A 24,112-nucleotide genomic window follows, 5' to 3' on the forward strand; every position below is an offset into this window, starting at 1 on the left:
GGTCCGTGGCCACCTTTGCTACATCGAGGAATACCACAGTGGAAGCACTGCAGCAGAAGATTCGCGAAGAAGGCATCGTGCTTTCCGATCAGGTTCTCAAAGTCGACGCGTTTCTCAACCACCAGATCGACCCGGCGCTGATGCAGCTGATCGGTGACGAGTTCGCCCGTCTGTTCGCCGATTCCGGCGTGACCAAGATCGTCACCATCGAAGCCTCTGGGATTGCCCCGGCGGTGATGACCGGCCTGAAGCTGGGCGTGCCGGTGATCTTCGCCCGCAAGCACCAGTCGCTGACCTTGACCGAGAACCTGCTGACCGCCTCGGTGTACTCCTTCACCAAGCAGACCGAGAACACCGTGGCCATCTCGCCGCGTCATCTGAACAGCAGCGACCGCGTGCTGGTGATCGATGACTTCCTGGCCAACGGCAAGGCTTCCCAGGCGCTGATCTCGATCATCAAGCAGGCCGGCGCTACCGTCGCAGGCCTGGGCATCGTGATCGAGAAGTCGTTCCAGGGCGGTCGCGCCGAGCTGGACAGCCAAGGCTATCGCGTCGAGTCGCTGGCCCGGGTCAAGTCGCTCGAAGGCGGTGTGGTCACGTTCATCGACTGATGCACCCTGGGGCCGCCTTGCGGCCCCTGCTACCTACGGGTGGCTGCCAATCCCGCCAGCAGCAGCCGCTGATACAGCTCCTCCTTCAGCCCCTGCGGCTGCGCCAGCCCCATTCTCGCCAGTTGCGCCGGATAGACCTCGGGCGCGGGCGCATCCAGCGCCGCCTTGCCCAGCTCCAGCACCTCGCTCAGCTTGAACTTGCTCTTGAGCCAGTTGAGCGCCCGCAGCAAGTCCCTTTCCTCGGTCGTGAAGTCGCAGCCCAGCGGATACTCAGGAAATAGCCGCGAGTGCCGCTCGCGTATCGCCTCCAGACGTTCGGGCGTGTTGTCGGTGAAACGCGTATCGAGCACGAACCCCTTGGGCAGCTTGCCCGCCGCCTTGGCCTGCTCCATCAGCTGCGGCTGAAAGCGTGAATCGCTGATCGCCAACAGCCTGGCGATCACCTCACTGTCGGTCTGTCCGCGTAAGTCGGCGATACCATATTCGGTTATCACGATATCGCGCAGGTGCCGGGGAATGGTGCAGTGGCCGTAGTTCCAGAACAGATTGGAGGTGACGTCCCCCCCTGCCTCTCGCCAACTGCGCAGGAGCAGGATCGAACGCCCGCCCTCCAGGGCATGGGCCTGGGCGACAAAGTTGTATTGCCCGCCCACACCACTGAGCACTCGACCATCTTCAAGCTGATCGGCCACGCCTGCGCCGAGCAGGGTCATGCCGAAGGCCGTGTTGATGAAGCGGGCATCACGGCGTTGGCGGCGCTTGAGCGACTCCTGACCGTACAGTTCGTTGATGTAGCTAATGGCAGTCATGACAAAACGACCGCGCTGCTCGAGCGTCATCTCCCGCAGGCGCCGGTAGAACGCCTGGGGCCCCAGGAAGAAACCGCCATGCACCAAGGCGCCCTGCTCATCGGCCGGGCGCCGCACCACCCCCGCCTCGGCCAGGACCAGCAAACCGTTGACGAACATCTCACTGCAGCCATACAGACCCTGGGCGAAGGCATCGCACCCGCCCTCGCGCTCGATCAGCGCCTGCCAAGGCGTGACGTCCAGGGCGTCGAGCAGCGCCCGATAGCCGGCGTTGTCGCCTTGGCGCGCCAGCAAGGCCGCGGTCAGCGCATCGCCCATCGCGCCGATGCCGATCTGCAAGGTACCGCCATCGCGCACCAGGGCACTGGCGTACAGCCCGATGCAGTGATCCTGGGTGGTGACCGGCATGTTCGGGGTACAGAACAACCGACGCCGCTCCGGCTCGTCGATCAACAGGTCGAAGGCCTCTCGGCCAAGCTCAGCCCCCGCCGGCATGTAGGGCAGCTCGGTGTGCACCTGGCCGAGCAGCAGAATGGTCTCTCCGGCGGCCCGACGACGGGCGATCATCGGTAACAGATCGAGGGTGATGTCTGGGTTGCAGGCCAGGCTCAGGTGATCGGGGCGCTCGGGCGTAGCGGCCACCAGCTGGGCGATCAGGTTCAGGCCTTTGGCATTGATATCCCGGGCGGCGTGGCTGTAGTTGCTGCTGACATAGTCCTGCTGGGCGCTCTCGCTGTGCAGCAGGCTGCCTGGCTGCAAGAAGAACTGCTCGACGCGGATGTTCGCAGGCAAGCTGTCGTTACGCAGGTCGGTGAGGTAGTCGAGTTCTTCGTAGTCGCCGAAGACGCGCTCGACGAAGGGCTCCAGAAAACGGCGTTGCAAACCATCACCCAGTGGTGGGCGACCGAGGCTCAGGGCGGTGTAGATCGTCAGCTGGCGCTCGGGGAGCTGGCGCACCCTGGCATACAACGCGTTGACGAACGCATTGGGTTTGCCCAGGCCCAGGGGCAAGCCCATGTGAATATGGCGGGGTAGATGAGCCAGAACCTGCTCTACCGCCTGATCGATGGAACAGCGTTGGGTCATGGGGCCTCCTGTAAACGTCCGTGCGCAGGGGTTGGACCGTTATTACTCAGAGACTTCTTCGCGGGTGAACCCCACAGGTACAGCGGTGTTTTCACTGGCACCGCTGTACCCGCGAAACGGCCACCACCCACCTTGGCCATCAAACACAAAGCCCGCCATGGGAGGCGGGCTTGGGGAGTCAGGCTAGGGTTACAGCCCCGACATCTTCTTGATGGCGCCCTTGAGCTCTTCGTCCGAGCAATCGGCGCAGGTGCCTTTCGGTGGCATGGCGTTCAGGCCAGTGATGGCCTTGGCCAGGATGCCGTCCAGACCACCCTGGTGGTCCGCACGTTCTTTCCAGGCGGCGGTGTCGCCGATCTTCGGCGCGCCGAGCAGGCCGCTGCCATGGCAGGCGTTGCAATGCTTGGCGATGATTTCATCTGGGGTCTTGGCTCCACCGCCACCTGCGGTGGCCGCTACTTCCATGCCCTTGCACTCCTGGCCCTGGACACATACCTGGCCAACCGGCTCGAGGCGCTTGGCGAGTTCATCGTTGGTCGCAGCGGTTGCGCTCATTGCCCAAAGGGCGAATACGGCTGCTGGTACGGCCAGCATCTTCTTGATTTGGTTCACGCGAACACCCTCATGGTGGCTAATCACGCCCGCGGCCACGGATCTGCGAGCGTTTGAAAGTATAGCGGGAACCCCGAAACCGTGGAACGACCCCACAAGGGAAAGGGGTATTGCCGAAACAATGCACTGCGCTGGATCAAAAGTTCGAGGGTGTCGCCGCGCTGATCAGCCGGGCAGGCTCTTCGAAAGGATTGCGAAAGCGATGCGGACGGGTGCTTTCGAAGTAGTAGCTGTCGCCGGCCTCGAGAATGAACGTCTCGGTGCCGACCACCAGCTCCAGCCGGCCTTCGAGCAGAATACCGGTCTCTTCGCCATCGTGGGTGAGCATTTCTTCGCCCGTATCGGCCCCTGGCGGGTACACCTCGTTGAGGAAGGCGATGGCTCGGTTGGGGTGCGACTTGCCCACCAGCTTCATGGTCACTGCGCCGTCGGAGATGTCGATCAGTTCGTGGGCCTTGTAGACGACCTGGGTGGGGCTTTCAGGCGCCAGTTCCACTGAGAAGAACTCGACCATGGACATGGGGATGCCGCTGAGCACCTTGCGCAGGGAGCTGATCGAAGGGCTCACGCTGTTCTTCTCGATCATCGAGATGGTGCTGTTGGTGACGCCCGCGCGTTTGGCGAGTTCACGCTGGGACAGGCCCTTGAGCTTGCGGATGGCTTGCAGTCGTTCACCGACGTCCAAAGCTGGAGCCTCCTGAAACGGTCGAGGTGGGAGCGAAGTGTGAACGATATGATGGCAACGCCGTTCAGTATTTACAACACTTCGCCCCGCAGCCTGTCCGCTTCAGCGCCTCATTCGCCGATATAGTCCAGCGGTACGCGCTTGAGGTTGCAGAAGATCTGGTACGGGATCATCCCGGCCTGGGCAGCCACGTCGCTGGCCAGCACCTGCTTGCCCCACAGCTCCACCGGGCTGCCGATGGTGGCTTCAGGCACGTCGGTCAAATCGATGCAGAGCATGTCCATCGATACCCGGCCGATCAGTTGGGTGCGCTTGCCGGCGACCATCACCGGCGTACCGGTCGGTGCCTGACGGGGGTAGCCGTCGGCGTAGCCCATGGCGACCACACCGACGCGGGTCGGACGCGGGGTGATGAACTTGGCGCCGTAGCCCACCGGCTCACCGGCCGGCAGTTCACGCACGCTGATCACCCGCGATTGCAGGGTCATCACCGGCTGCAGGCGCTCGGCCTGAGGCTGGGACACTTCGAACGGGGTGGCGCCGTACAGCATGATGCCAGGGCGCACCCAGTCGCTCGGCACCTGCGGCCAGCCCAGTACCGCAGGCGAGTTGCGCAGGCTGCATTCGGCGCTCAGACCCTGGCGGGCGGCCTCGAACACCGCGACCTGTTGCGCGGTGGCGTCCACATCCAGCTCATCGGCACGGGCGAAGTGGCTCATCAGTACGATGCGTGCCACCTTGCCGCTGGCCAGCAGACGCTGATAGCTCTCCTGGTAATCCTTCGGGTGCAGGCCGACGCGGTGCATGCCGGTGTCCATCTTCAGCCAGACCGTCAGCGGCTTGTGCACCGGCGTCTTCTCGATCGCTTCGAGCTGCCACAGCGACTGCACCACGCACCACAGGTCATGCTCGGCAATCAGCGCCAGCTCGCTGGCCTCGAAGAAGCCTTCGAGCAACAGCACCGGGGCCTTGATGCCGGCGGCGCGCAGCTCCAGCGCTTCCTCGATGCAGGCCACGGCAAAACCATCGGCTTCGGTTTCCAGGGCCAGGGCACACCGCACCGCGCCATGGCCGTAGGCATCGGCCTTGATCACGGCCAGGGCTTTGGCGCCGGACAGTTCACGGGCCAGGCGGTAGTTGTGGCGAAGGGCTTGAAGGTCGATCAGGGCACGGGCGGGACGCATTGCGGCAGCCTTCTGGCAGTCTGGTTATCAATAAGTCCCTGGCGCGACGGGCGTGGGGTAGTGCCCGCCGTACCAGGGTGAGGGAACGGTTTACGGCAGTGCGGCGACCACCGACATCTCGACGAGAATCTCCGGTTCGCACAGCTTGGCCTCGACCGTGGCACGGGCCGGGGCGACGCCCTGGGGCAGCCACTGGTCCCACACCGCGTTCATGCCCAGGAAGTGCGCGTCGATGTCCTTCAGGTAGATGGTCACCGAGAGCAGGCGGGTCTTGTCACTGCCGGCCTGTTCCAGCAAGCGCTCGATGTTCGCCAGCACTTCACGGGTCTGCTGCTCGATCCCGGCGTCCAGGTCGTCCCCCACTTGGCCCGCCAGGTAGACGGTGCCGTTATGGGTGACGATCTGGCTCATGCGCTCATTGGTGAGCTGGCGCTGGATTGCCATGCTTGGAAATCTCCTGATTGTTGCCATAACGCGAAATGTCGAGTCCTTCGGCACTGATCTGCGGTTTCTTACGTGCGATCAGGTCGGCCAGCAGGCGGCCGGAACCACAGGCCATGGTCCAACCCAGAGTACCGTGACCGGTGTTCAGGAACAGGTTGCGGTACGGGGTGGCGCCCACGATCGGGGTGCCGTCCGGGGTGGCCGGGCGCAGGCCGGTCCAGAAGCTGGCCTGGCTCAGGTCGCCGCCGCGAGGATAAAGATCGTTGACGATCATCTCCAGGGTTTCACGCCGACGCGGGTTCAGCGAAAGGTCGAAGCCTGCGATTTCGGCCATGCCGCCCACACGAATGCGGTTGTCGAAACGGGTGATGGCGACCTTGTAGGTTTCGTCGAGAATGGTCGAGGTCGGGGCCATGTCCGCATTGGTGATCGGCACGGTCAGCGAATAGCCCTTGAGCGGGTATACCGGCGCCTTGATGCCCAGCGGCTTGAGCATCTGCGGCGAGTAGCTGCCCAATGCGAGGACGTAACGGTCGGCAGTTTCCAGCTTGCCGTCGATCCATACACCATTGATGCGGTCACCCGCGAAGTCCAGGCGCTGGATGTTCTGGTCGAAGCGGAACTCGACGCCCAGCTTGACCGCCATCTCGGCGAGCTTGGTGGTGAACAGTTGGCAGTCGCCGGTCTGGTCGTTCGGCAGACGCAGGGCGCCGGCCAGGATGTTCTTCACGCCAGCCAGGGCGGGCTCGACGCGGGCGATGCCGTCGCGGTCGAGCAGTTCGTAAGGCACGCCGGATTGCTCGAGGACAGCGATGTCCTTGGCTGCAGCGTCCACCTGGGCCTGGGTGCGGAACAACTGAGTGGTACCCAGGGAGCGGTTCTCGTAGGCGATGCCGGTTTCGGCGCGCAGTTCGTCGAGGCAGTCGCGGCTGTACTCGGACAGACGCACCATACGCTCTTTGTTCACCGCATAGCGGTTGGCGGTGCAGTTGCGCAGCATCTGCGCCATCCACAGGTACTGGTCGACGTCACCGGTGAGTTTGATGGCCAGCGGGGCGTGGCGTTCGAGCAGCCACTTGATGGCCTTGACCGGCACACCTGGGGCAGCCCATGGCGAGGCATAGCCGGGCGAGATCTGGCCGGCGTTGGCAAAGCTGGTTTCCATGGCCACTGCCGGCTGGCGATCGACCACCGTCACTTCGAAACCTTGCCGGGCCAGATAGTAGGCACTGGCGGTTCCGATCACACCGCTACCAAGCACCAGAACTCGCATTGTTTATCCCTCGCACGCGGCAAGCCGCAGACTTTTGTTGAAATGGCTGGATTGGGCGCAGTATAGGGAGGAATAGGCAGTGCATTTCACTATATAAAAGCCTATATTTGGCGAGAATTCTCGGCAAAATCGCCTTTCACGGAGGGGCATCCCCTATGAGAACCCAGCACCAAACCAAGCGTGAACTGGACAAGATCGACCGCAATATTCTGCGCATCCTGCAGAATGACGGCCGCATCTCGTTCACCGAACTGGGCGAAAAGGTCGGCCTTTCCACCACCCCTTGCACCGAACGGGTTCGCCGCCTGGAGCGCGAGGGGATCATCATGGGCTACAACGCCCGCCTCAATCCGCAGCACTTGAAGGGCAGTCTGCTGGTGTTCGTCGAGATCAGCCTGGACTACAAGTCCGGCGATACCTTCGAGGAGTTCCGCCGCGCCGTGCTCAAGTTGCCCCATGTGCTGGAGTGCCACTTGGTGTCCGGTGACTTCGACTACCTGGTAAAAGCGCGCATCTCGGAGATGGCCTCCTACCGCAAATTGCTAGGCGACATCCTGCTCAAGCTGCCCCACGTGCGCGAATCCAAAAGCTATATCGTGATGGAAGAGGTCAAAGAGAGCCTGTGCCTGCCGATCCCGGAGTAAGGCTCAGACGAGCACCTGGCGGGTGGTGGCAATGAACTGGTGCACCAGTTGCTCTGCCTGTGGCTCGATCATCTGCTCCGGCCCGCGTCCACGCGGGCAGGCCAGGCGCGGCGTGGTGCCAAACAGTCGGCAAATCATCGGACGCTCCTGGTAGACCGTGCAGCCGTTGGGGCCCAGGTGCACGCAGTCAAGACGCTCCAAGGCGGCATCCTGCTCAGCGCGGGACTTGCGCGGCAGGCGCGCCATCTCCTCGGCTGAGGTGGTCACCGGGCCGCAGCAGTCGTGACAGCCCGGCTCGCATTCGAAGGACGGGATCAGTTCGCGCAGAAAATGAATCTTGTGGCTGTTGCAGGACATGGCGAGATAGAGCGCAAGGGAATAGAGAAGGGATTATAGGCCTGTTCAGGGGCGAACCCGCTCCCGCACGTCAATCGCCGCCGGCTCAGCCGCGAACGAGGGCCCAGCCCTCGCTGGTTGCTCCACCGCGATTGCACAGCTTATCCTCGCCGCCTCCCCCATTTTCCAGGGCCGACTCGATGATCCACAGCGCGCAGCATGCCGCTTCCTATTACGCCGCCAGCAGTCTGCCGCACACCGTCTACCCGGCCCTCGAAGGCGAACACAGCGCGGACGTCTGCATCGTCGGCGGCGGGTATTCGGGCCTGAACACCGCCATCGAACTGGCCGAGCGCGGCCTGTCGGTCATCCTGCTGGAGGCGCGCAGGATTGGCTGGGGCGCCAGCGGACGCAACGGTGGGCAGTTGATTCGCGGCGTCGGCCACGGGCTGGAGCAGTTCCTGCCCATTATCGGCGAGCAAGGCGTGCACAGCCTCAAACTCATGGGCCTGGAAGCCGTGGATATTGTCCGCGAGCGCGTCGAACGTCATGCCATCGCCTGCGACCTGACGTGGGGCTATTGCGACCTGGCCAACAAACCGGGCGAACTGGAAGGCTTCGCCGAGGATGCCGAGGAACTGCGCAACCTCGGCTATCGCCACGAACTGCGTCTGGTACCGGCCTCAGACATGCACAGCGTGGTGGGCTCGGATCGCTACGTGGGCGGGCTGATCGACATGGGCTCGGGCCACCTGCACCCGCTCAACCTGGCCCTGGGCGAAGCACGGGTCGCTGCCAGCCTGGGCGTGAAGCTGCATGAACTGTCGGAAGTGACGCGCATCGACTATGGCCCGCAGGTGCAGGTCCATACCGCCAAAGGACGCGTGCGCGCCAACACCCTGGTGCTGTGCTGCAACGCCTACCACAACGACCTGAACCGTGAGCTGGGCGGCAAGGTGCTGCCCGCCGGCAGCTACATCATCGCCACCGAACCGCTGGGCGAGGATCGTGCACGCCAGTTGCTGCCGCAGAACATGGCAGTCTGCGATCAGCGGGTGGCGCTGGACTACTATCGTCTGTCGGCCGACCACCGCCTGCTGTTCGGCGGGGCCTGCCATTACTCCGGGCGCGACCCGAAGGATATCGCCGCCTATATGCGCCCCAAGATGCTCAAGGTGTTTCCGCAGTTGGCCGACGTGCGCATCGATTACCAGTGGGGCGGCATGATTGGCATCGGTGCCAACCGCCTGCCGCAGATCGGGCGCCTGACCAGCCAGCCCAATGTCTATTACGCCCAGGCCTACTCCGGCCATGGCGTGAACGCCACCCACCTGGCCGGGCGCCTGCTCGGCGAAGCCATCAGCGGCCAGCAGAGCGGGCGCTTCGACCTGTTCGCCCAGGTCCCGCACATCACCTTCCCCGGCGGCAAGCTGCTGCGCTCGCCGCTGCTGGCACTGGGCATGCTCTGGCATCGGCTCAAAGAGCTGGCCTGAATCCCGGCACCGCTCCTAGGGAAAGACATATTACCTCTGCTTTTGCAGAGACCTGTGTGGAGCGGGTTTACCCGCGAAGCATGCAATGCGGTGGATGGCACCGGCTTTGCCGGTGTTCGCGGGTGAATCGGAGCGCCGAACCGCCGCTCCCACAAGGTCTGCACTCGCCGCACGCTCCAACAGCGATCGCATTTAGTCTTTCCAGAAGGGTTTGCACCCTTCTTCGCGCGCCTGCTCCCAGCTCAGCCCGACATCCCGCAGTTGACCATCATCCAACTGCAACAAGGCCCGGCGAGTGCGCCAGCGGTGCAACATCAACCCCCAACGTCCCAGCCCAGCCGGGGCGTTGTAGACCTTCGGCCGCAGGCCCTCTTCCAGTTCCTCGGCCAACAATTGCAAACGTACGTCGCTCACGCCGCTCATCACTGCGCTCTCCTGCTCTGATCGAACCGTGGAGAAAGCATGCGGGTTTGCGCCCCCGACAATACAGATCCAATACCGGCTTATTATTCCCATACAGAATTGGCCGAAACACGACTGAATGACGTATTTTCAGCCCATCTGTACCGGTCGAAGTCACACACAGTGCCCAGGAGTATGCCGTGACCCTCTATCTGAACCTCGCCGAACTGCTCGGCGCCCGCATCGAGCAGGGCCTGTACCGCCCCGGCCAGCGCCTGCCGTCGGTGCGCGCCTTGAGCCTGGAGCATGGGGTCAGCCTGAGCACCGTGCAGCAGGCCTATCGCCTGCTCGAAGACAACGGCCTGGTCTCGCCACGGCCCAAGTCAGGCTATTTCGTCGCCGAGGACAGAAGCCTGCCTGCCTTGCCCGCCATGAGCCGCACCGCCCAGCGCCCGGTGGACATCTCGCAGTGGGAGCAAGTCCTGGAGTTGGTGCGCAGCACGCCGCAAAAAGGGGTGATACAGCTGGGTCGCGGCATGCCCGACATTGACAGCCCGACCCTCAAGCCCCTGCTGCGAAGCCTGGCCCAGCTCAGCCGGCGCCAGGACATGCCAGGGCTGTACTACGACAACATTCACGGCAACCTGGCCCTGCGCGAGCAGATCGCTCGGCTGATGCTCGACTCCGGTTGCCGCCTGGGCCCGGCCGACCTGGTGGTGACCACCGGCTGCCACGAGGCGCTGTCCACCAGCATCCGCGCCGTGTGCGAGCCGGGGGATATCGTTGCCGTCGAGGCCCCCAGCTTCCACGGCGCGATGCAGACCCTCAAGGGCCTGGGCATGAAGGCCCTGGAGATTCCCACCGACCCGCTCACCGGCATCAGCCTGGAAGCCTTGGAGCTGGCCCTGGAGCAGTGGCCGATCAAACTCATCCAGCTCACCCCCAGTTGCAACAACCCGCTGGGCTACATCATGCCCGAGGGGCGCAAGAAGGCCTTGCTGACCCTCGCCCAGCGCTACGACGTGGCCATTCTCGAGGACGATGTGTACGGCGACCTGGCTTACACCTACCCGCGGCCGCGGACCATCAAGTCGTTCGACGAAGACGGCCGCGTGCTGCTGTGCAGCTCCTTCTCCAAGACCCTGGCGCCGGGCCTGCGGGTCGGCTGGGTAGCGCCCGGGCGCTACCTGGAGCGCGTGCTGCACATGAAATACATCAGCACCGGCAGCACCGCCAGCCAGCCGCAACTGGCCATCGCCGACTTCATCCAGGCCGGCCACTATCAGCCCCACGTGCGCCGCATGCGCACCCAATATCAGCGTGGCCGCGACCAGATGAGCGACTGGGTGACGCGATACTTTCCGCCTGGCACCCGCGCCAGCCGGCCCCAGGGCGGGTTCATGCTGTGGGTTGAATTACCGGAAAGTTTCGATACGCTGCGCCTGAACCGGGCTTTACTGGAGCAGGGGGTGCAGATTGCCGTCGGCAGTATCTTCTCGGCGTCGGGCAAGTACCGGCATTGCCTGCGCATGAACTTTGCCGCGCGGCCCACGCCACAGATCGAGGCTGCCGTACGCAAAGTGGGTGAAACCGCCCTTCGTCTACTGGAAGCGGACGAAGACCCGGCGTAACTTTGCGCCGCCCCCCACGGTCCAAACCATAAGCCCTTGCTGTACAGGACGATCCTCCCTTGAGACTCCAGCGAGCTCTGCCCCTCTTGCTGGCGCTGCTGCTTGGCCTGTCGGGCTGTGCCAGTGTCAGCATGCCCCGCCAAGTCAGCCAGACGCTGCCCGCCAGCGAGTCGGCGTTCGGCCGCTCCGTCCAGCGTCAGGCCGCGCCCTATGACGGACGCTCGGGCTTTCGCCTGCTGCCCAACAGCAACGAGGCGTTTCGCGCCCGCGCCGAGCTGATCCGCAACGCCCAGGCGAGCATCGACCTGCAGTACTACATCGTCCACGATGGCTTGAGCACCCGCGCCCTGGTCCATGAACTGCTGCGCGCCGCCGACCGCGGTGTGCGCGTGCGCGTACTGCTCGACGACACCACCAGCGACGGCCTCGACACCATGATGGGTACCCTCGCCGCCCATCCCAATATCCAGATCCGCGTCTTCAACCCCCTGCACCTGGGGCGCAGCACCGGTGCCACCCGCGCCGTAGGCCGCCTGTTCAACCTCTCGCGCCAGCACCGGCGCATGCACAACAAGTTGTTCCTGGTGGACAACAGCATGGCGATCGTCGGCGGTCGCAACCTGGGCGATGAATACTTCGACGCCGAGCCGAACCTCAACTTCACCGACATCGACCTGCTCGGCGTAGGCCCGGTGGCCGACCAGCTCGGCCATAGCTTCGACCAGTACTGGAACAGCGCCCTGAGCCTGCCGATCGGCGACTTCCTCTGGCGCCAGCCGGATGCCAACGACCTGCGCGCCAGCCGCAAGCGCCTGGAGATTTCACTGGCGCAAGCGCGGGTCAAGCATAAAGCGTTGTACGACCGCTTGATGGCCTACCAGTCCAATCCACGGCTGGACGCGTGGCGCAACGAGCTGATCTGGGCCCACAGCAAGGCCCTGTGGGATTCACCCAGTAAGGTGCTGGCCCAGGATGAGCCGGACCCGCACCTGCTGATGACCCAGCAGTTGGCACCGGAGCTTGCCAATGTGCATCGCGAGCTGATCCTGGTGTCGGCCTACTTCGTACCGGGCGAATCGGGCTTGCTTTACCTGACCGGTCGCGCCGATGCCGGCACCTCGGTCAAGCTGCTGACCAACTCCCTGGAAGCCACCGACGTCCCAGCGGTGCATGGCGGATATGCCCCCTATCGCCGCGCCCTGCTCGAGCACGGCGTGCAACTGTACGAGCTGCGCCGCCAACCCGGTGACCCGAGCGCCTACCGCAGCCTGCGCCTGTACGGCAGCTCGGATTCCAGCCTGCACAGCAAGGCTATCGTCTTCGACCGACGCAAGACCTTCATCGGCTCGTTCAACTTCGACCCACGTTCGGTGCTGTGGAACACCGAAGTCGGCGTGCTGGTCGACAGCCCCGAACTGGCCGAATACACCCGCGACCTCGCGGTGCAAGGCATGGCGCCGGCACTCAGCTATCAGGCAAAACTGGTGGGAAACAAACTGGTGTGGGTAACCGAAGACAACGGCAGACGCCGCATGCTCACCTCCGAACCCGGCGGGCTGTGGCGTCGCTTCAATGCCTGGATCAGCAAGGCTGTGGGGCTGGAGAAGATGCTTTAGTACAGATTTACTGCCCTTCGCAGCCCAAGACCGCGCCCACAGGTGCGACGCAATCTCCTGTAGAAGCGGCCTTGTGCCGCGAAGGGCGGCAAAGCAGCACCGACCTCGGCATCAGGCCGAAGCAGGCTCGAAAGCGTCGCGCCGCCGGGTCAACACCACCAACCCCGCAGCTCCTGCCGCCATCAGCCAAGGCAATGCGTGTCCACTGATCCACTGGCTGCCAGCGCCGGCAATCAACGGCCCAAGCAGGCAGCCAATGCCCCACAGCTGCGCCACATGCGCGTTGGCGCGCACCAGCTCATCGTCCCGGTAACGCTCGCCGATCAGCACCAGCGACAGGGTGAACAGCCCACCAGCACTGGCCCCGAACAAGACCCAGACCGGCCAGATGGCCGGCGTGTGCAAGGTAAGGGGTATGGCCAAGCTCGACACGAGCAAGGTCAGGGCGCAGCCACTGAACAGCGTTCGCCGCGACATGTAGTCGGCCAGAGCACCAATCGGCAACTGCAGCACGGCATCCCCCACCACCACGGTGCTGACCATGAACAGCGCAATCTCGGCGGTGAACCCTTGTTGCAGGCAGTACACCGGCAGCAAGGTCAGGATCATCGCCTCGAAGGCGGCAAACAGCGCAATGGCCCAGGCGATCACCGGCAGGCGCCGGCAGAATCCGAACAGGTCGCCGAAGGTGACGTTGCAAGCCTCGGTGCTGGGCGCGCCGCCGCGGCCCATCAGCAGCAAGGGCGCGAACAGCAGCAGCGCTGTGGCGGCCCAGAAGCCGAAGTCATCGTCCGAGCCAAGGAACCCCAGCACCAGCGGACCGGCAAGCTGGCTCAAGGCATAGCTGCTGCCATACAGCGCCACCAGCCGGCCACGCCATTGCTCGACCACCAGTTGGTTGATCCAGCTCTCACCCAGGATGAACACCACGGTCAGGGCCATGCCGATCACCAGGCGCAACGCCAACCACAGTGCATAGCTGGGCAACACCGCCACCAGCCCGATCGACAGCGCACCGCCCCACAGGCACAGGCGCATCGCCGCCGGGACGCCCACCCAACCGGCCAGGCGACTGGCCAGGCTGGCCCCGAGCAGCACACCGAGCGCGGGCATCGCCGCCATCACGCCAATGGCGAACCCACCGTAGCCCCAGGCCTCCAGGCGCAAGGACACCAGCGGCATGCTCACGCCCAGTGCGAGCCCGACACTGAGCACCGACGCCAGCACGGCAAAATAGGTTCCCCAACGCATGACAGCCTCCCAGGCAGATCTTGAACAGCAGAGACGACAAAGCCGGGACGGCATGGGCCGACCCGGCTAGTTTCTTTCACGGCTGCAGTGCAGCCCATCGCGGGTGAACCCGCTCCTAAATGTCCCGTGGGAGCGGGTTCATCCACGAAAAGGGCCGCTAAACGGCCCCGCTGGATTTACAGCTTGATCCAGGTCGCTTTCAGCTCGGTGTACTTCTCCAGTGCGTGCAGCGACTTGTCACGGCCGTTGCCCGACTGCTTGAAGCCGCCGAACGGCGCGGTCATGTCGCCACCGTCATACTGGTTGACCCACACGCTGCCAGCGCGCACGGCACGGGCGGTGTTGTGGGCCTTGGAGATGTCCGCGGTCCAGATGCCCGCTGCCAGGCCGTACGGCGTGTCGTTGGCGATGGCCACGGCTTCTTCGGCAGTGTCGAAGGTGATGACCGACAGCACAGGGCCGAAGATCTCTTCCTTGGCGATCTTCATGGCGTTGGTCACGCCGTCGAAGATGGTCGGCTCGACATAGGTGCCGCCGGTCTCTTCCAGAATACGCTTGCCGCCAGCCAGCAGCTTGGCGCCGTCCTGATGGCCGGCATCGATGTACGACAGCACGGTGTTCATCTGCTGGGTGTCCACCAGCGCGCCGACGGTGGTCGACGGATCCAGCGGGTTGCCCGGCTTCCAGGCCTTCAAGGCCTCGACCACCATCGGCAGGAATTTGTCCTTGATCGAGCGCTCGACCAGCAGGCGCGAACCTGCGGTGCAGACTTCGCCCTGGTTGAAGGCAATGGCGCTGGCAGCGGCTTCGGCAGCGGCCTTCAGGTCAGGAGCGTCGGCGAAGACGATGTTCGGGCTCTTGCCACCGGCTTCCAGCCAAACGCGCTTCATGTTCGATTCGCCCGCGTAGACCATCAGTTGCTTGGCGATCTTGGTCGAGCCAGTGAACACCAGGGTATCGACGTCCATGTGCAGGGCCAGGGCCTTGCCAACGGTGTGGCCGTAGCCTGGCAGCACGTTCAGCACGCCGGCCGGGATACCAGCTTCGATCGCCAGCTGGGCGATGCGGATGGCGGTCAGTGGCGACTTTTCCGAGGGCTTGAGGACGATGGAGTTACCGGTGGCCAGGGCCGGGCCGAGTTTCCAGCAGGCCATCAGCAGCGGGAAGTTCCACGGCACGATCGCGCCGACCACACCCACAGGCTCGCGGGTCACCAGGCCCAGCTGATCGTGCGGGGTCGGGGCAACTTCGTCATAGACTTTGTCGATGGCTTCGGCCGTCCAGTGGATGGCATTGGCAGCACCGGGGACGTCGATGGTGGAGGAGTCACCGATCGGCTTGCCCATGTCCAGGGTTTCCAGCAGGGCCAGCTCTTCGACGTTCTTGCGCAGCAGGTCGGCGAAGCGGATCAGGGTGGCTTTGCGCTTGGCCGGGGCCTGGCGCGACCAGACGCCGGATTCGAATACGGCGCGGGCATTTTCGACAGCGCGGTTGGCATCGGCCAGATCGCAGCTGGCAACCTTGGCCAGGAAGCGTCCGTCCACCGGGCTCAGGCAGTCGAAGGTTTCACCGGATGCGGCATCGGTGTATTCGCCGTTGATGAAGGCGCGACCTTCGATCTTCAATTGCTGGGCACGCTGTTCCCAATCCGCACGAGTCAGGGTGGTCATACGAAACTCCTCCTCTTGTTAAGGTGCAACGCCGTACTGAGGACATCACGACGTGTCAATAATTCTGGCCGGGCGACAAGCGCACACTGGCACCCGACACCCTAAACCAGCCGGTAGAAACTATCAATATATTTGACACGAATGGCCTAAACGCCTACTGATGTGCATTTTATTAAACAACAAAAGGGAATCACCATGAGCATCGGCACCATCATCGACTTCGCCCAGGCACTCACCGAGGCCGAACGCTACCGCCCAGCTGCGGAAAAAATCCTCAAGGGCGAGCCGGACCAGGCGGTCTACAACCACTATTCCAGCCCATGCGGCCAATTTGCGGCAGGTGTGTGGGAAGGCGAGGTCGGCCTGTGGACGGTGAACTACACCGAGCACGAATACTGCGAGATCACCCAGGGTGTTTCGGTGCTGCGCGACCAGGAAGGCAATGCCAAGACCCTGCGTACCGGCGATCGGTTCGTGATCCCGGCCGGCTTCAAAGGCACCTGGGAGGTGCTGGAGCCCTGCCGCAAGATCTATGTCATGTTCGAACAGAAGTAATAGTTAACACAGGCGCAGGACTGCTCGGCGGGAGGATGGCCTGGCCCATGTCGGGCCATCGACCGTTAAGGAGCGACACCATGACCAACGAAGAAGTCTTGCAAGCCTTGTCTCATCTGATCGGCATCCGTTACGCACCCTCGATCAAGGACGAGATCAGCGCCATCACCCTGCGCTCTCGCGTCGTAGGACCGAGCGAGATGTCCACCCGAGAATTCGACCCGATGCGAATTCACATTCAGGCGGACGCGAAAGGCATCATCGAAGGTTTCGCCTTCAACTGACCTGAACGCCGGGCATAAAAAAACCCGCTTCCGAGGAAGCGGGTTTTTTCAGGTTGCCGATCAATTACTTGATCTTGGCTTCCTTGTAGACCACGTGCTGGCGGACGACCGGATCGTATTTCTTGATCTCGATCTTGTCCGGAGTGGTGCGCTTGTTCTTGTCGGTGGTGTAGAAGTGGCCGGTACCGGCACTCGAAACCAGACGGATCAATTCACGCATGATGTTCTCCCTTAAACCTTGGCGCCAGCACGACGGATGTCGGCCAGAACGGCATCGATACCGCGCTTGTCGATGATACGCATGCCCTTGGCGGAAACGCGCAGACGCACGAAGCGCTTCTCGGACTCAACCCAGAAACGGTGGTGCTGCAAGTTTGGCAGGAAACGACGACGGGTTTTGTTGTTTGCGTGGGAAATGTTGTTCCCGGTTACCGGACCCTTACCGGTAACTTGACAGACTCTCGACATGCCTCAGCCCTCTAAAACCACATGCCCAACCCGGCATGGGTTGGCCGCTTAATCTCTCAGTCTATGGCGCCAGGCGCCGTGTTTCCGGGGGGCTTATCGACCGAATCGGCTTGCGCGACAGACCGTGCCCCTAGAAAAGAGCGCTGCTTTATACCAGAAAGACTCAGCCACAACAACAGAAGATACGCATCCTGATAGGGCCGAGCGCGCCCGGCCAGCATAGCGACAAGGCTGGCGTGCTGTCGACCGCTCGTCGCCAGGCGAGCGAAAAAGAAGGTGGTCATTTATCAATGCGCACACTAGGGTAGGACGTTTCATTCAACTGCACAGCCAGATGGGCCACGGATCAGCCAAGGAGCCACCATGCGTGTCGCCGCCCTTTCATTGATGTTCACCTCCCTGTTCGCCGCAGGCCTCGCCCAGGCGGCGCCCCTCGCCGTCTGCACCGAGGCCAGCCCCGAAGGCTTCGACGTGGTCCAGTACAATTCGCTGACCACCACCAACGCCTCGGCCGACGTGCTGATGAATCGCCTGGTGGAATTCGATGCCAGCCAAGGCAGAGTGGTGCCCAGTCTGGCGGAAAGCTGGACAGTGTCCGATGACGGCCTGATCTACGACTTCAAACTGCGCAATGGCGTGAAATTCCACACTACGCCCTGGTTCAAACCCAGTCGTGAACTGGACGCCGACGACGTGCTGTTCAGCTTCCAGCGCATGCTCTACCCCGCCCACGCCTGGCACAAGACTGCGCCGGGCGGCTACCCGCATGCCCAATCGCTGCAGTTGGCCAGCCTGATCAAGCTGATCGAGGCGCCGGAACCGCACACCGTACGCTTCACCCTGACCCACCCGGATGCCACGTTCCTGGCCACTCTGAGCATGGGCTTCGCTTCGATCTATTCCGCCGAGTATGCCGACAAGCTGCTCAAGGCCGGCACCCCGGAAAAACTCAACAGCCAGCCGGTCGGCACCGGGCCGTTCGTGTTCCAGCGTTTCCAGAAGGACGCAGTGGTGCGCTACCGCGCCAACCCCGACTATTTCGCCGGCAAACCTGCGGTCGACCCGCTGATCTACGCCATCACGCCGGACGCCAACGTACGCCTGCAGAAGCTCAAGCGCGGCGAATGCCAGGTGGCCCTTTCGCCCAAGCCGCTGGATATCACCGAAGCGGGCAAGGACGGCAACCTCAAAACCGCCAGCACCCCGGCCTTCATGACGGCGTTCGTCGCCCTCAACAGCCAGCACCCACCGCTGGACAAGCCCGAAGTACGTCAGGCCATCAACCTTGCCTTCGACAAGCCGGCCTATCTCAAGGCCGTGTTCGAAGGCACCGCCACAGCGGCCAACGGCCCCTACCCGCCCAATACCTGGAGCTACGCCAAGGACTTGCCCGGCTACACCTTGGACCTGAAAAAGGCCAAGGCGCTGCTGGCCAAGGCCGGGTTTGCGGACGGTTTTGCCACGACGATCTGGACCCGTCCTTCAGGCAGTCTGCTCAATCCCAACCCGAGCCTCGGCGCGCAGATGCTCCAGGCGGACCTGGCGAAGATCGGCATCAAGGCCGAGATCCGTGTCATCGAATGGGGCGAGCTGATCCGCCGCGCCAAAGCCGGCGAGCATGACCTGCTGTTCATGGGCTGGGCGGGCGACAACGGTGACCCGGACAACTTCCTCAGCCCGCAGTTTTCCTGCGCAGCGGTCAAATCCGGCACCAACTTCGCGCGGTTCTGCGACAACCGCCTGGATCAGCTGATCAGCGCCGGTCGCACCACCAACGACCAGAGCGTACGCAGCCGCCTGTACCAGCAGGCGCAGACGCTGATCCAGCAGCAGGCGTTGTGGTTACCGCTGGCCCACCCGACTGCGGCCACACTGCTGCGCCAAGGCGTGGAGGGCTACCAGGTGAGCCCGTTCGGACGATTGGATTTCAGCAAGGTTTCCGTCACGCGCTAAGCATGGGCCGGGGGCGCTTTGCGCCCCATCGCAGGCTGCGCCAGCCTCCACAGCTCGGCGCGGTCCTCAAGAACGCTGCTGTACCTGTGAGAGCCCTAGGCGACAATCCACCCCTGCTCGACCATCGACAGCGGCTCGCCATCCCCGACAATGACATGATCGAGCACCCGCACATCGATCAAGGCCAACGCGCGCTTGAGCACCAGGGTCATGTGCACGTCATCCTCACTGGGCTCGCAATGGCCTGAAGGATGGTTGTGACAGATGATCATCGCGGCGGCGTTATGCAACAGCGAGCGCCGAACCACTTCGCGGGGGTAGATGCTGGCCCGGTCGATCGTGCCGCGGAACAGGATCTCGAAAGCCAGCGGCCGGTGCTTGGTATCCAGGAACAGGCAGCCGAATACCTCACTGGCCTCATGGCGCAACATGGACTTCAGGTAACGTCGCACAGCCGAGGGGTTTTCCATGACAGAGTCACGCTCAAGCGACTTGGCCAGATTCCTCCGTCCAATTTCCAGCAGCGCCTGCAATTGGCTATACCTGACCGGGCCAAGCCCTAGCTCACCCAGAAATGCCGCCCTGTCGGCCTCAAGCAACTGACGCAAGCCACCAAACTTCACCAACAGCCCACGCGACAACTCGAGGACATTGCACCCACGGACACCAGACCCAAGGAATACCGCCAGCAATTCAGCGTCCGACAGACTACCCACCCCTTGTTGCAACAACTTCTCCCGTGGTCTCTCCGCCACAGGCCACTCCCTGATGTTCATACCCCTCCTTGCGTGTTACTGCGGCACGTTTCGGCCCTGTGTTAATCTATTTCGCTCCGTAGATGCGACGATCTGCCGCAGGCAGTTGTCGTCGCCGCCCGCTTTCACTGGATAAAGGCAAGCCTATGCAGCGGTTGTATCGCAAGCGCATCGTTCTCGGCGTGGGTGGCGGCATCGCCGCCTACAAGAGCGCCGAGCTGATTCGCCGACTCCTGGAACACGGCGCGCAAGTGCGCGTCGTCATGACCCGAGGTGGCGCCGAATTCATCACGCCACTGACCCTGCAGGCGCTCTCCGGCCATCCGGTGCACATGGATCTGCTCGACCCCGCCGCAGAAGCTGCGATGGGGCACATCGAACTGGCCAAGTGGGCCGACCTGGTACTGATCGCCCCGGCCACCGCCGACCTCATGGCGCGCCTGGCGCAGGGCATGGCAGATGACCTGCTGACGACCCTGGTGCTGGCCACCGATGCCACCGTTGCCGTGGCCCCGGCCATGAACCAGGCCATGTGGCGCGACCCGGCCACCCAGGCCAACCTCGAACTGCTCAAGAGCCGTGGCATCCAGGTGTTCGGCCCGGCCTCCGGCAGCCAGGCCTGTGGCGACGTAGGCCTTGGCCGTATGCTCGAAGCCACGGACCTCGCCTGGTGCGCCGCCGAAAGCTTCAAGCGCCAGTCACTGACCGGCAAGCACGTGCTGATCACCGCCGGCCCGACCCAGGAAAACATCGACCCGGTGCGCTACATCACCAATCATAGCTCCGGGAAGATGGGCTTCGCCCTGGCTGAGGCGGCCGCCGAGGCCGGGGCTCGGGTAACCCTGGTCACAGGCCCCGTGCACCTGCCGACACCCGATCGCGTCAACCGGATCGACGTGGTGAGCGCGCGGGACATGCTCGCGGCCTGCGAAGCGGCCATGCCCTGCGACCTGTTCATCGCCTCGGCAGCGGTCGCGGACTACCGCCCAGAAGTCGTTGCCCCGCAAAAACTCAAGAAAGACCCTACGACCGGCGACGGCATGCTGCTGCAGATGGTGCGCAATCCGGATATCCTTGCGACCATCGCTGGGCGCACCGACCGTCCGTTCAGCGTCGGCTTCGCCGCCGAGACCGAACACCTGCTCGATTACGCCACGCGCAAGCTCAAGGACAAGAACCTCGACCTGATCGTCGCCAATGATGTGGCCAACCCCAGCATCGGCTTCAACAGCGAGGAAAACGCCCTGACCGTCATCGACCGCCAGCAACACCAGACCCTCTTCGCGCAGACCAGCAAGGGCAAGATCGCCCGGCAGCTGGTCGCCTTCATCGCCGAACGGCTCAACCAGGTTCAATAAGTTACATGCACGCTCTTCAAGCCAAGATTCTCGACGCCCGCCTGGGCAACGAATTCCCTCTCCCGCAGTACGCCACCCCCGGTTCCGCTGGTCTGGACCTGCGCGCCATGCTCAAGGAAGACACCGTCCTGGAACCTGGCCAGACCCTGCTGATTCCAACCGGCCTGTCGGTGTATATCGGCGACCCTGGCCTGGCCGCCATGATCCTTCCGCGCTCGGGCCTGGGCCACAAGCACGGCATCGTGCTGGGCAACCTGGTCGGCCTGATCGACTCGGACTACCAGGGCGAGCTGATGGTCTCCTGCTGGAACCGCGGCCAGACGCCATTCACCATCGCCATCGGCGAGCGCATCGCACAGCTGGTGCTGGTGCCGGTAGTGCAGGCGCATTTCGACATCGTCGAGTCCTTCGACGAGAGCCAACGCGGGGCTGGCGGCTTCGGTCACTCCGGCAGCCACTGAGCCCGCTTGACGACCGTTGGGCCATGGATGGCGAACTCTCTGGCCAAAGCACCGTCCAAGCGTTCAGTTTGCGCCTGCCCAGAAGCCTTTGATTATTGGAGCACCCAGAGATGAACGACATGGCCCACCTGGTACCCGCACTGCCCGAGACCATCTTCCGCGCCTACGACATCCGTGGCGTTGTCGGCAAAACCCTGACCGGCGAGACTGCCTATTGGATCGGCCGTGCCATCGGCGCCCAGACCCTCGCCCAAGGCGAGCCGCAGATCTCGGTCGGACGCGATGGCCGCCTGTCCGGTCCAATGCTGGTCGAGCAACTGATCAAGGGCCTGGTTGACGCCGGCTGCCAAGTCAGCGACGTCGGCCTGGTTCCGACCCCGGCGCTCTACTACGCCGCCAATGTGCTGGCTGGCAAGTCCGGCGTGATGCTCACCGGCAGCCACAACCCGCCTGACTACAACGGCTTCAAGATCGTGATTGCTGGCGACACCTTGGCCAACGAACAGATCCAGGCCCTGCTGACTCGCCTGAAAACCAACGACCTGAGCCGTGGCGAGGGCCGCGTCGAACGTGTCGAGATCCTCGAGCGTTACTTCCAGCAGATCATCGGCGATGTGAAGCTGGCCAAGAAACTCAAGGTAGTGGTGGACTGCGGCAACGGCGCCGCCGGCGTCATCGCCCCGCGCCTGATCGAGGCCCTGGGCTGCGACGTCATCCCGCTGTTCTGCGAGGTCGACGGCAACTTCCCCAACCACCACCCGGATCCGGGCAAGCCAGAAAACCTCGAAGACCTGATCGCCAAGGTCAAGGAAACCGGCGCCGATATCGGCCTGGCCTTCGACGGGGACGGCGACCGCGTGGGCGTGGTGACCAACACCGGCACCATCGTCTATCCCGATCGCCTGCTGATGCTCTTCGCCCAGGACGTGCTGTCACGCAACCCCGGTGCCGAGATCATCTTCGACGTCAAATGCACCCGTCGCCTGACGCCGCTGATCGAGCAGCATGGCGGCCGCGCCCTGATGTGGAAGACCGGCCACTCGCTGATCAAGAAAAAAATGAAACAGACCGGCTCTCTGCTGGCCGGCGAGATGAGCGGACACATCTTCATCAAGGAACGTTGGTACGGCTTCGACGACGGCATCTACAGTGCCGCACGCCTGCTGGAGATTCTCAGCAAGGCCGGCCAGGACGCCGAAAGCCTGTTCGCGGCGTTCCCGAACGATATTTCGACGCCGGAAATCAACATTGATGTGACCGACGAGAGTAAATTCAGCATCATTGATGCACTGCAACGCGACGCCGACTGGGGCGATGCCAACCTCACCACCATCGACGGTGTGCGGGTCGACTACGCCCAGGGCTGGGGCCTGGTTCGCGCCTCCAACACCACGCCGGTGCTGGTGCTGCGCTTCGAGGCCGAAAGCGACGCCGAGCTGCAACGTATCCAGGCTGTCTTGCGCACGCAGTTGCTGCGTGTCGACCCAGCCCTGCAACTGCCGTTCTGACCGACTATCCGTTCCTTAACCTGGAGCCCTGCATGACCCTCGATCGCGATGCCGCTTCCCATGTAGCCGAGGTTTTGTCCGAAGCACTGCCTTACATTCGCCGCTTTGTCGGCAAGACCCTGGTGATCAAGTACGGCGGCAACGCGATGGAGAGCGAAGAGCTCAAGACCGGCTTTGCCCGGGACATCGTGCTGATGAAGGCCGTGGGCATCAACCCAGTGGTCGTCCACGGTGGCGGCCCACAGATCGGTGACCTGCTCAAGCGCCTGTCGATCGAAAGCCACTTCATCGATGGCATGCGCGTCACCGACTCGGCCACCATGGACGTGGTGGAAATGGTCCTGGGCGGCCAGGTCAACAAGGACATCGTCAACCTGATCAACCGTCACGGCGGCAGCGCCATCGGCCTGACCGGCAAGGATGCTGAACTGATCCGCGCCAAGAAACTCACCGTCACCCGCCAGACACCGGAGATGACCCAGCCGGAAATCATCGACATCGGTCATGTGGGTGAAGTGGTGAGCGTCAACACCGACCTGCTGAACATGCTGGTCAAAGGCGATTTCATCCCGGTGATCGCACCGATTGGCGTGGGAGAGAACGGCGAATCCTACAACATCAACGCCGATCTGGTGGCAGGCAAGGTGGCCGAGGCACTGAAGGCTGAGAAGCTGATGCTGCTGACCAACATCGCTGGCCTGATGGACAAGCAAGGCACCGTTCTGACGGGTCTGACCACCGAGCAGGTCAACGAACTGATCGCCGACGGCACCATCTACGGCGGTATGCTGCCCAAGATCAAATGCGCACTGGAGGCGGTACAAGGCGGCGTGAACAGCTCGCACATCATCGATGGTCGCGTACCGAACGCCGTGCTGCTGGAGATCTTCACCGACAGCGGTGTGGGTACCTTGATCACCAATACCAAGCGCAGCTAAGCGTTCGATTAGCCTGTTTTGGCCTCTTCGCGGGCAAACTCGCGAAACGGTTGGTACAGGCGACAAAAAAAGGCGACCTCATGGG

24 protein-coding genes and 1 pseudogene are annotated in these 24,112 nt (G+C 63.3%); 12 read left to right on the top strand and 13 right to left on the bottom strand.

Annotated features, from left to right (window positions below; all coding sequences use genetic code 11):
• Nucleotides 1-38: 38 nt before the first annotated feature.
• Nucleotides 39-611, top strand: a complete 573-nt coding sequence (gene xpt, locus IEC33019_RS26525; protein WP_070093858.1) for a xanthine phosphoribosyltransferase — start codon at nt 39-41, stop codon at nt 609-611.
• Between the two features lie 29 nt (nt 612-640).
• Here the strand turns inward: xpt and IEC33019_RS26530 are convergent, their stop codons facing one another.
• The 6 genes from IEC33019_RS26530 to dadA form a co-directional block, all read right to left on the bottom strand.
• A complete protein-coding gene (locus IEC33019_RS26530) occupies nt 641-2,506 on the bottom strand; it encodes an acetyl-CoA hydrolase/transferase C-terminal domain-containing protein (protein WP_070093857.1) in 1,866 nt (621 codons plus the stop codon).
• Between the two features lie 189 nt (nt 2,507-2,695).
• On the bottom strand, nt 2,696-3,100 hold the full coding sequence (locus IEC33019_RS26535) for a c-type cytochrome (protein ID WP_070093898.1): 405 nt from the start codon (nt 3,098-3,100) through the stop codon (nt 2,696-2,698).
• Nucleotides 3,101-3,254: 154 nt separating this feature from the next.
• Nucleotides 3,255-3,803: a cupin domain-containing protein gene (locus IEC33019_RS26540; RefSeq protein WP_043213014.1), complete on the bottom strand. Its 549-nt coding sequence runs from the start codon at nt 3,801-3,803 to the stop codon at nt 3,255-3,257.
• Nucleotides 3,804-3,913: 110 nt separating this feature from the next.
• Nucleotides 3,914-4,987, bottom strand: a complete 1,074-nt coding sequence (gene alr / locus IEC33019_RS26545; RefSeq protein WP_070093856.1) for an alanine racemase — start codon at nt 4,985-4,987, stop codon at nt 3,914-3,916.
• 90 nt (nt 4,988-5,077) lie between these two features.
• Nucleotides 5,078-5,431, bottom strand: coding sequence for a RidA family protein (locus IEC33019_RS26550; RefSeq protein WP_070093855.1), 354 nt, complete (start codon nt 5,429-5,431; stop codon nt 5,078-5,080).
• Complete coding sequence (dadA, locus tag IEC33019_RS26555) at nt 5,403-6,704, bottom strand: D-amino acid dehydrogenase (RefSeq protein WP_070093854.1); 1,302 nt, start codon at nt 6,702-6,704, stop codon at nt 5,403-5,405. Before dadA ends, IEC33019_RS26550 begins: the two co-directional genes overlap by 29 nt.
• A gap of 155 nt (nt 6,705-6,859) precedes the next feature.
• Here dadA and IEC33019_RS26560 point away from each other — a divergent pair, with 155 nt between their 5' ends.
• Nucleotides 6,860-7,348, top strand: coding sequence for an Lrp/AsnC ligand binding domain-containing protein (locus tag IEC33019_RS26560; RefSeq protein WP_043213006.1), 489 nt, complete (start codon nt 6,860-6,862; stop codon nt 7,346-7,348).
• 3 nt (nt 7,349-7,351) lie between these two features.
• Here IEC33019_RS26560 and IEC33019_RS26565 read toward each other — a convergent pair whose 3' ends face one another.
• On the bottom strand, nt 7,352-7,705 hold the full coding sequence (locus IEC33019_RS26565) for a YkgJ family cysteine cluster protein (protein ID WP_070093853.1): 354 nt from the start codon (nt 7,703-7,705) through the stop codon (nt 7,352-7,354).
• 179 nt (nt 7,706-7,884) lie between these two features.
• Here IEC33019_RS26565 and IEC33019_RS26570 point away from each other — a divergent pair, with 179 nt between their 5' ends.
• On the top strand, nt 7,885-9,177 hold the full coding sequence (locus IEC33019_RS26570) for an NAD(P)/FAD-dependent oxidoreductase (RefSeq protein WP_070093852.1): 1,293 nt from the start codon (nt 7,885-7,887) through the stop codon (nt 9,175-9,177).
• A 192-nt stretch (nt 9,178-9,369) separates the two neighbouring features.
• Here the strand turns inward: IEC33019_RS26570 and IEC33019_RS26575 are convergent, their stop codons facing one another.
• Nucleotides 9,370-9,600 (bottom strand): DUF1127 domain-containing protein, encoded by a 231-nt coding sequence (locus IEC33019_RS26575; RefSeq protein ID WP_070093851.1) that lies wholly within the window; start codon nt 9,598-9,600, stop codon nt 9,370-9,372.
• Nucleotides 9,601-9,779: 179 nt separating this feature from the next.
• On the opposite strand from IEC33019_RS26575, the gene IEC33019_RS26580 reads away from it, so the two are divergent.
• Both IEC33019_RS26580 and IEC33019_RS26585 read left to right on the top strand, forming a co-directional pair.
• Nucleotides 9,780-11,210, top strand: a complete 1,431-nt coding sequence (locus IEC33019_RS26580; RefSeq protein ID WP_070093850.1) for a PLP-dependent aminotransferase family protein — start codon at nt 9,780-9,782, stop codon at nt 11,208-11,210.
• Between the two features lie 59 nt (nt 11,211-11,269).
• On the top strand, nt 11,270-12,826 hold the full coding sequence (locus tag IEC33019_RS26585) for a phospholipase D family protein (protein WP_070093849.1): 1,557 nt from the start codon (nt 11,270-11,272) through the stop codon (nt 12,824-12,826).
• A gap of 111 nt (nt 12,827-12,937) precedes the next feature.
• On the opposite strand, the gene IEC33019_RS26590 is transcribed toward IEC33019_RS26585, so the two are convergent.
• Together IEC33019_RS26590 and IEC33019_RS26595 are read right to left on the bottom strand one after the other, a co-directional pair.
• Nucleotides 12,938-14,077: an MFS transporter gene (locus IEC33019_RS26590; protein ID WP_070093848.1), complete on the bottom strand. Its 1,140-nt coding sequence runs from the start codon at nt 14,075-14,077 to the stop codon at nt 12,938-12,940.
• A gap of 176 nt (nt 14,078-14,253) precedes the next feature.
• A complete protein-coding gene (locus IEC33019_RS26595; protein ID WP_043212993.1) occupies nt 14,254-15,747 on the bottom strand; it encodes an aldehyde dehydrogenase in 1,494 nt (497 codons plus the stop codon).
• 195 nt (nt 15,748-15,942) lie between these two features.
• On the opposite strand from IEC33019_RS26595, the gene IEC33019_RS26600 reads away from it, so the two are divergent.
• Together IEC33019_RS26600 and IEC33019_RS26605 are read left to right on the top strand one after the other, a co-directional pair.
• Nucleotides 15,943-16,302: a cupin domain-containing protein gene (locus IEC33019_RS26600; protein ID WP_070093847.1), complete on the top strand. Its 360-nt coding sequence runs from the start codon at nt 15,943-15,945 to the stop codon at nt 16,300-16,302.
• 80 nt (nt 16,303-16,382) lie between these two features.
• Nucleotides 16,383-16,586 (top strand): hypothetical protein, encoded by a 204-nt coding sequence (locus IEC33019_RS26605; RefSeq protein WP_070093846.1) that lies wholly within the window; start codon nt 16,383-16,385, stop codon nt 16,584-16,586.
• A gap of 64 nt (nt 16,587-16,650) precedes the next feature.
• On the opposite strand, the gene rpmG is transcribed toward IEC33019_RS26605, so the two are convergent.
• Both rpmG and rpmB read right to left on the bottom strand, forming a co-directional pair.
• Entirely contained in the window at nt 16,651-16,806 is a 156-nt protein-coding gene (gene rpmG / locus IEC33019_RS26610) for a 50S ribosomal protein L33 (RefSeq protein WP_070093845.1), read from the bottom strand.
• Between the two features lie 11 nt (nt 16,807-16,817).
• On the bottom strand, nt 16,818-17,054 hold the full coding sequence (rpmB, locus tag IEC33019_RS26615) for a 50S ribosomal protein L28 (RefSeq protein ID WP_043212989.1): 237 nt from the start codon (nt 17,052-17,054) through the stop codon (nt 16,818-16,820).
• Nucleotides 17,055-17,417: 363 nt separating this feature from the next.
• On the opposite strand from rpmB, the gene IEC33019_RS26625 reads away from it, so the two are divergent.
• The gene (locus IEC33019_RS26625; protein WP_070093843.1) at nt 17,418-19,007 is read left to right on the top strand and encodes an ABC transporter substrate-binding protein; all 1,590 of its coding nucleotides are present in this window, start codon (nt 17,418-17,420) and stop codon (nt 19,005-19,007) included.
• 95 nt (nt 19,008-19,102) lie between these two features.
• On the opposite strand, the gene radC is transcribed toward IEC33019_RS26625, so the two are convergent.
• Nucleotides 19,103-19,783 carry a RadC family protein gene (gene radC / locus IEC33019_RS26630; protein WP_070093842.1) on the bottom strand — a complete coding sequence of 227 codons (681 nt, stop codon included), beginning with the start codon at nt 19,781-19,783 and terminating at the stop codon, nt 19,103-19,105.
• Nucleotides 19,784-19,908: 125 nt separating this feature from the next.
• On the opposite strand from radC, the gene coaBC reads away from it, so the two are divergent.
• From coaBC to argB, 4 genes and pseudogenes are all read left to right on the top strand, one after another.
• Nucleotides 19,909-21,120, top strand: coding sequence for a bifunctional phosphopantothenoylcysteine decarboxylase/phosphopantothenate--cysteine ligase CoaBC (coaBC, locus tag IEC33019_RS26635; RefSeq protein ID WP_070093841.1), 1,212 nt, complete (start codon nt 19,909-19,911; stop codon nt 21,118-21,120).
• Nucleotides 21,121-21,125: 5 nt separating this feature from the next.
• Nucleotides 21,126-21,581: a dUTP diphosphatase gene (gene dut, locus IEC33019_RS26640; RefSeq protein ID WP_070093840.1), complete on the top strand. Its 456-nt coding sequence runs from the start codon at nt 21,126-21,128 to the stop codon at nt 21,579-21,581.
• A gap of 134 nt (nt 21,582-21,715) precedes the next feature.
• Nucleotides 21,716-23,089: pseudogene (locus tag IEC33019_RS26645) on the top strand (phosphomannomutase/phosphoglucomutase); the annotation flags it as partial.
• Nucleotides 23,090-23,121: 32 nt separating this feature from the next.
• Nucleotides 23,122-24,027, top strand: a complete 906-nt coding sequence (argB, locus tag IEC33019_RS26650) for an acetylglutamate kinase (RefSeq protein WP_070093838.1) — start codon at nt 23,122-23,124, stop codon at nt 24,025-24,027.
• The last annotated feature ends 85 nt before the right edge of the window (nt 24,028-24,112 follow it).

It is taken from the genome of Pseudomonas putida (genome assembly GCF_002741075.1).
Classification (GTDB): domain Bacteria; phylum Pseudomonadota; class Gammaproteobacteria; order Pseudomonadales; family Pseudomonadaceae; genus Aquipseudomonas; species Aquipseudomonas putida_T.

Coding starts and splice junctions, on each gene's coding strand:
- coaBC (WP_070093841.1), top strand. CDS start 19,909: ATGCAGCGGTTGTATCGCAAGCGCATCGTTCTCGGCGTGGGTGGCGGC.
- dut (WP_070093840.1), top strand. CDS start 21,126: ATGCACGCTCTTCAAGCCAAGATTCTCGACGCCCGCCTGGGCAACGAA.
- alr (WP_070093856.1), bottom strand. CDS start 4,987: ATGCGTCCCGCCCGTGCCCTGATCGACCTTCAAGCCCTTCGCCACAAC.
- radC (WP_070093842.1), bottom strand. CDS start 19,783: ATGAACATCAGGGAGTGGCCTGTGGCGGAGAGACCACGGGAGAAGTTG.
- IEC33019_RS26565 (WP_070093853.1), bottom strand. CDS start 7,705: ATGTCCTGCAACAGCCACAAGATTCATTTTCTGCGCGAACTGATCCCG.
- IEC33019_RS26625 (WP_070093843.1), top strand. CDS start 17,418: ATGCGTGTCGCCGCCCTTTCATTGATGTTCACCTCCCTGTTCGCCGCA.
- rpmB (WP_043212989.1), bottom strand. CDS start 17,054: ATGTCGAGAGTCTGTCAAGTTACCGGTAAGGGTCCGGTAACCGGGAAC.
- IEC33019_RS26595 (WP_043212993.1), bottom strand. CDS start 15,747: ATGACCACCCTGACTCGTGCGGATTGGGAACAGCGTGCCCAGCAATTG.
- IEC33019_RS26600 (WP_070093847.1), top strand. CDS start 15,943: ATGAGCATCGGCACCATCATCGACTTCGCCCAGGCACTCACCGAGGCC.
- rpmG (WP_070093845.1), bottom strand. CDS start 16,806: ATGCGTGAATTGATCCGTCTGGTTTCGAGTGCCGGTACCGGCCACTTC.
- IEC33019_RS26605 (WP_070093846.1), top strand. CDS start 16,383: ATGACCAACGAAGAAGTCTTGCAAGCCTTGTCTCATCTGATCGGCATC.
- IEC33019_RS26560 (WP_043213006.1), top strand. CDS start 6,860: ATGAGAACCCAGCACCAAACCAAGCGTGAACTGGACAAGATCGACCGC.
- IEC33019_RS26530 (WP_070093857.1), bottom strand. CDS start 2,506: ATGACCCAACGCTGTTCCATCGATCAGGCGGTAGAGCAGGTTCTGGCT.
- IEC33019_RS26535 (WP_070093898.1), bottom strand. CDS start 3,100: ATGCTGGCCGTACCAGCAGCCGTATTCGCCCTTTGGGCAATGAGCGCA.
- IEC33019_RS26570 (WP_070093852.1), top strand. CDS start 7,885: ATGATCCACAGCGCGCAGCATGCCGCTTCCTATTACGCCGCCAGCAGT.
- IEC33019_RS26590 (WP_070093848.1), bottom strand. CDS start 14,077: ATGCGTTGGGGAACCTATTTTGCCGTGCTGGCGTCGGTGCTCAGTGTC.
- IEC33019_RS26575 (WP_070093851.1), bottom strand. CDS start 9,600: ATGAGCGGCGTGAGCGACGTACGTTTGCAATTGTTGGCCGAGGAACTG.
- argB (WP_070093838.1), top strand. CDS start 23,122: ATGACCCTCGATCGCGATGCCGCTTCCCATGTAGCCGAGGTTTTGTCC.
- dadA (WP_070093854.1), bottom strand. CDS start 6,704: ATGCGAGTTCTGGTGCTTGGTAGCGGTGTGATCGGAACCGCCAGTGCC.
- IEC33019_RS26550 (WP_070093855.1), bottom strand. CDS start 5,431: ATGGCAATCCAGCGCCAGCTCACCAATGAGCGCATGAGCCAGATCGTC.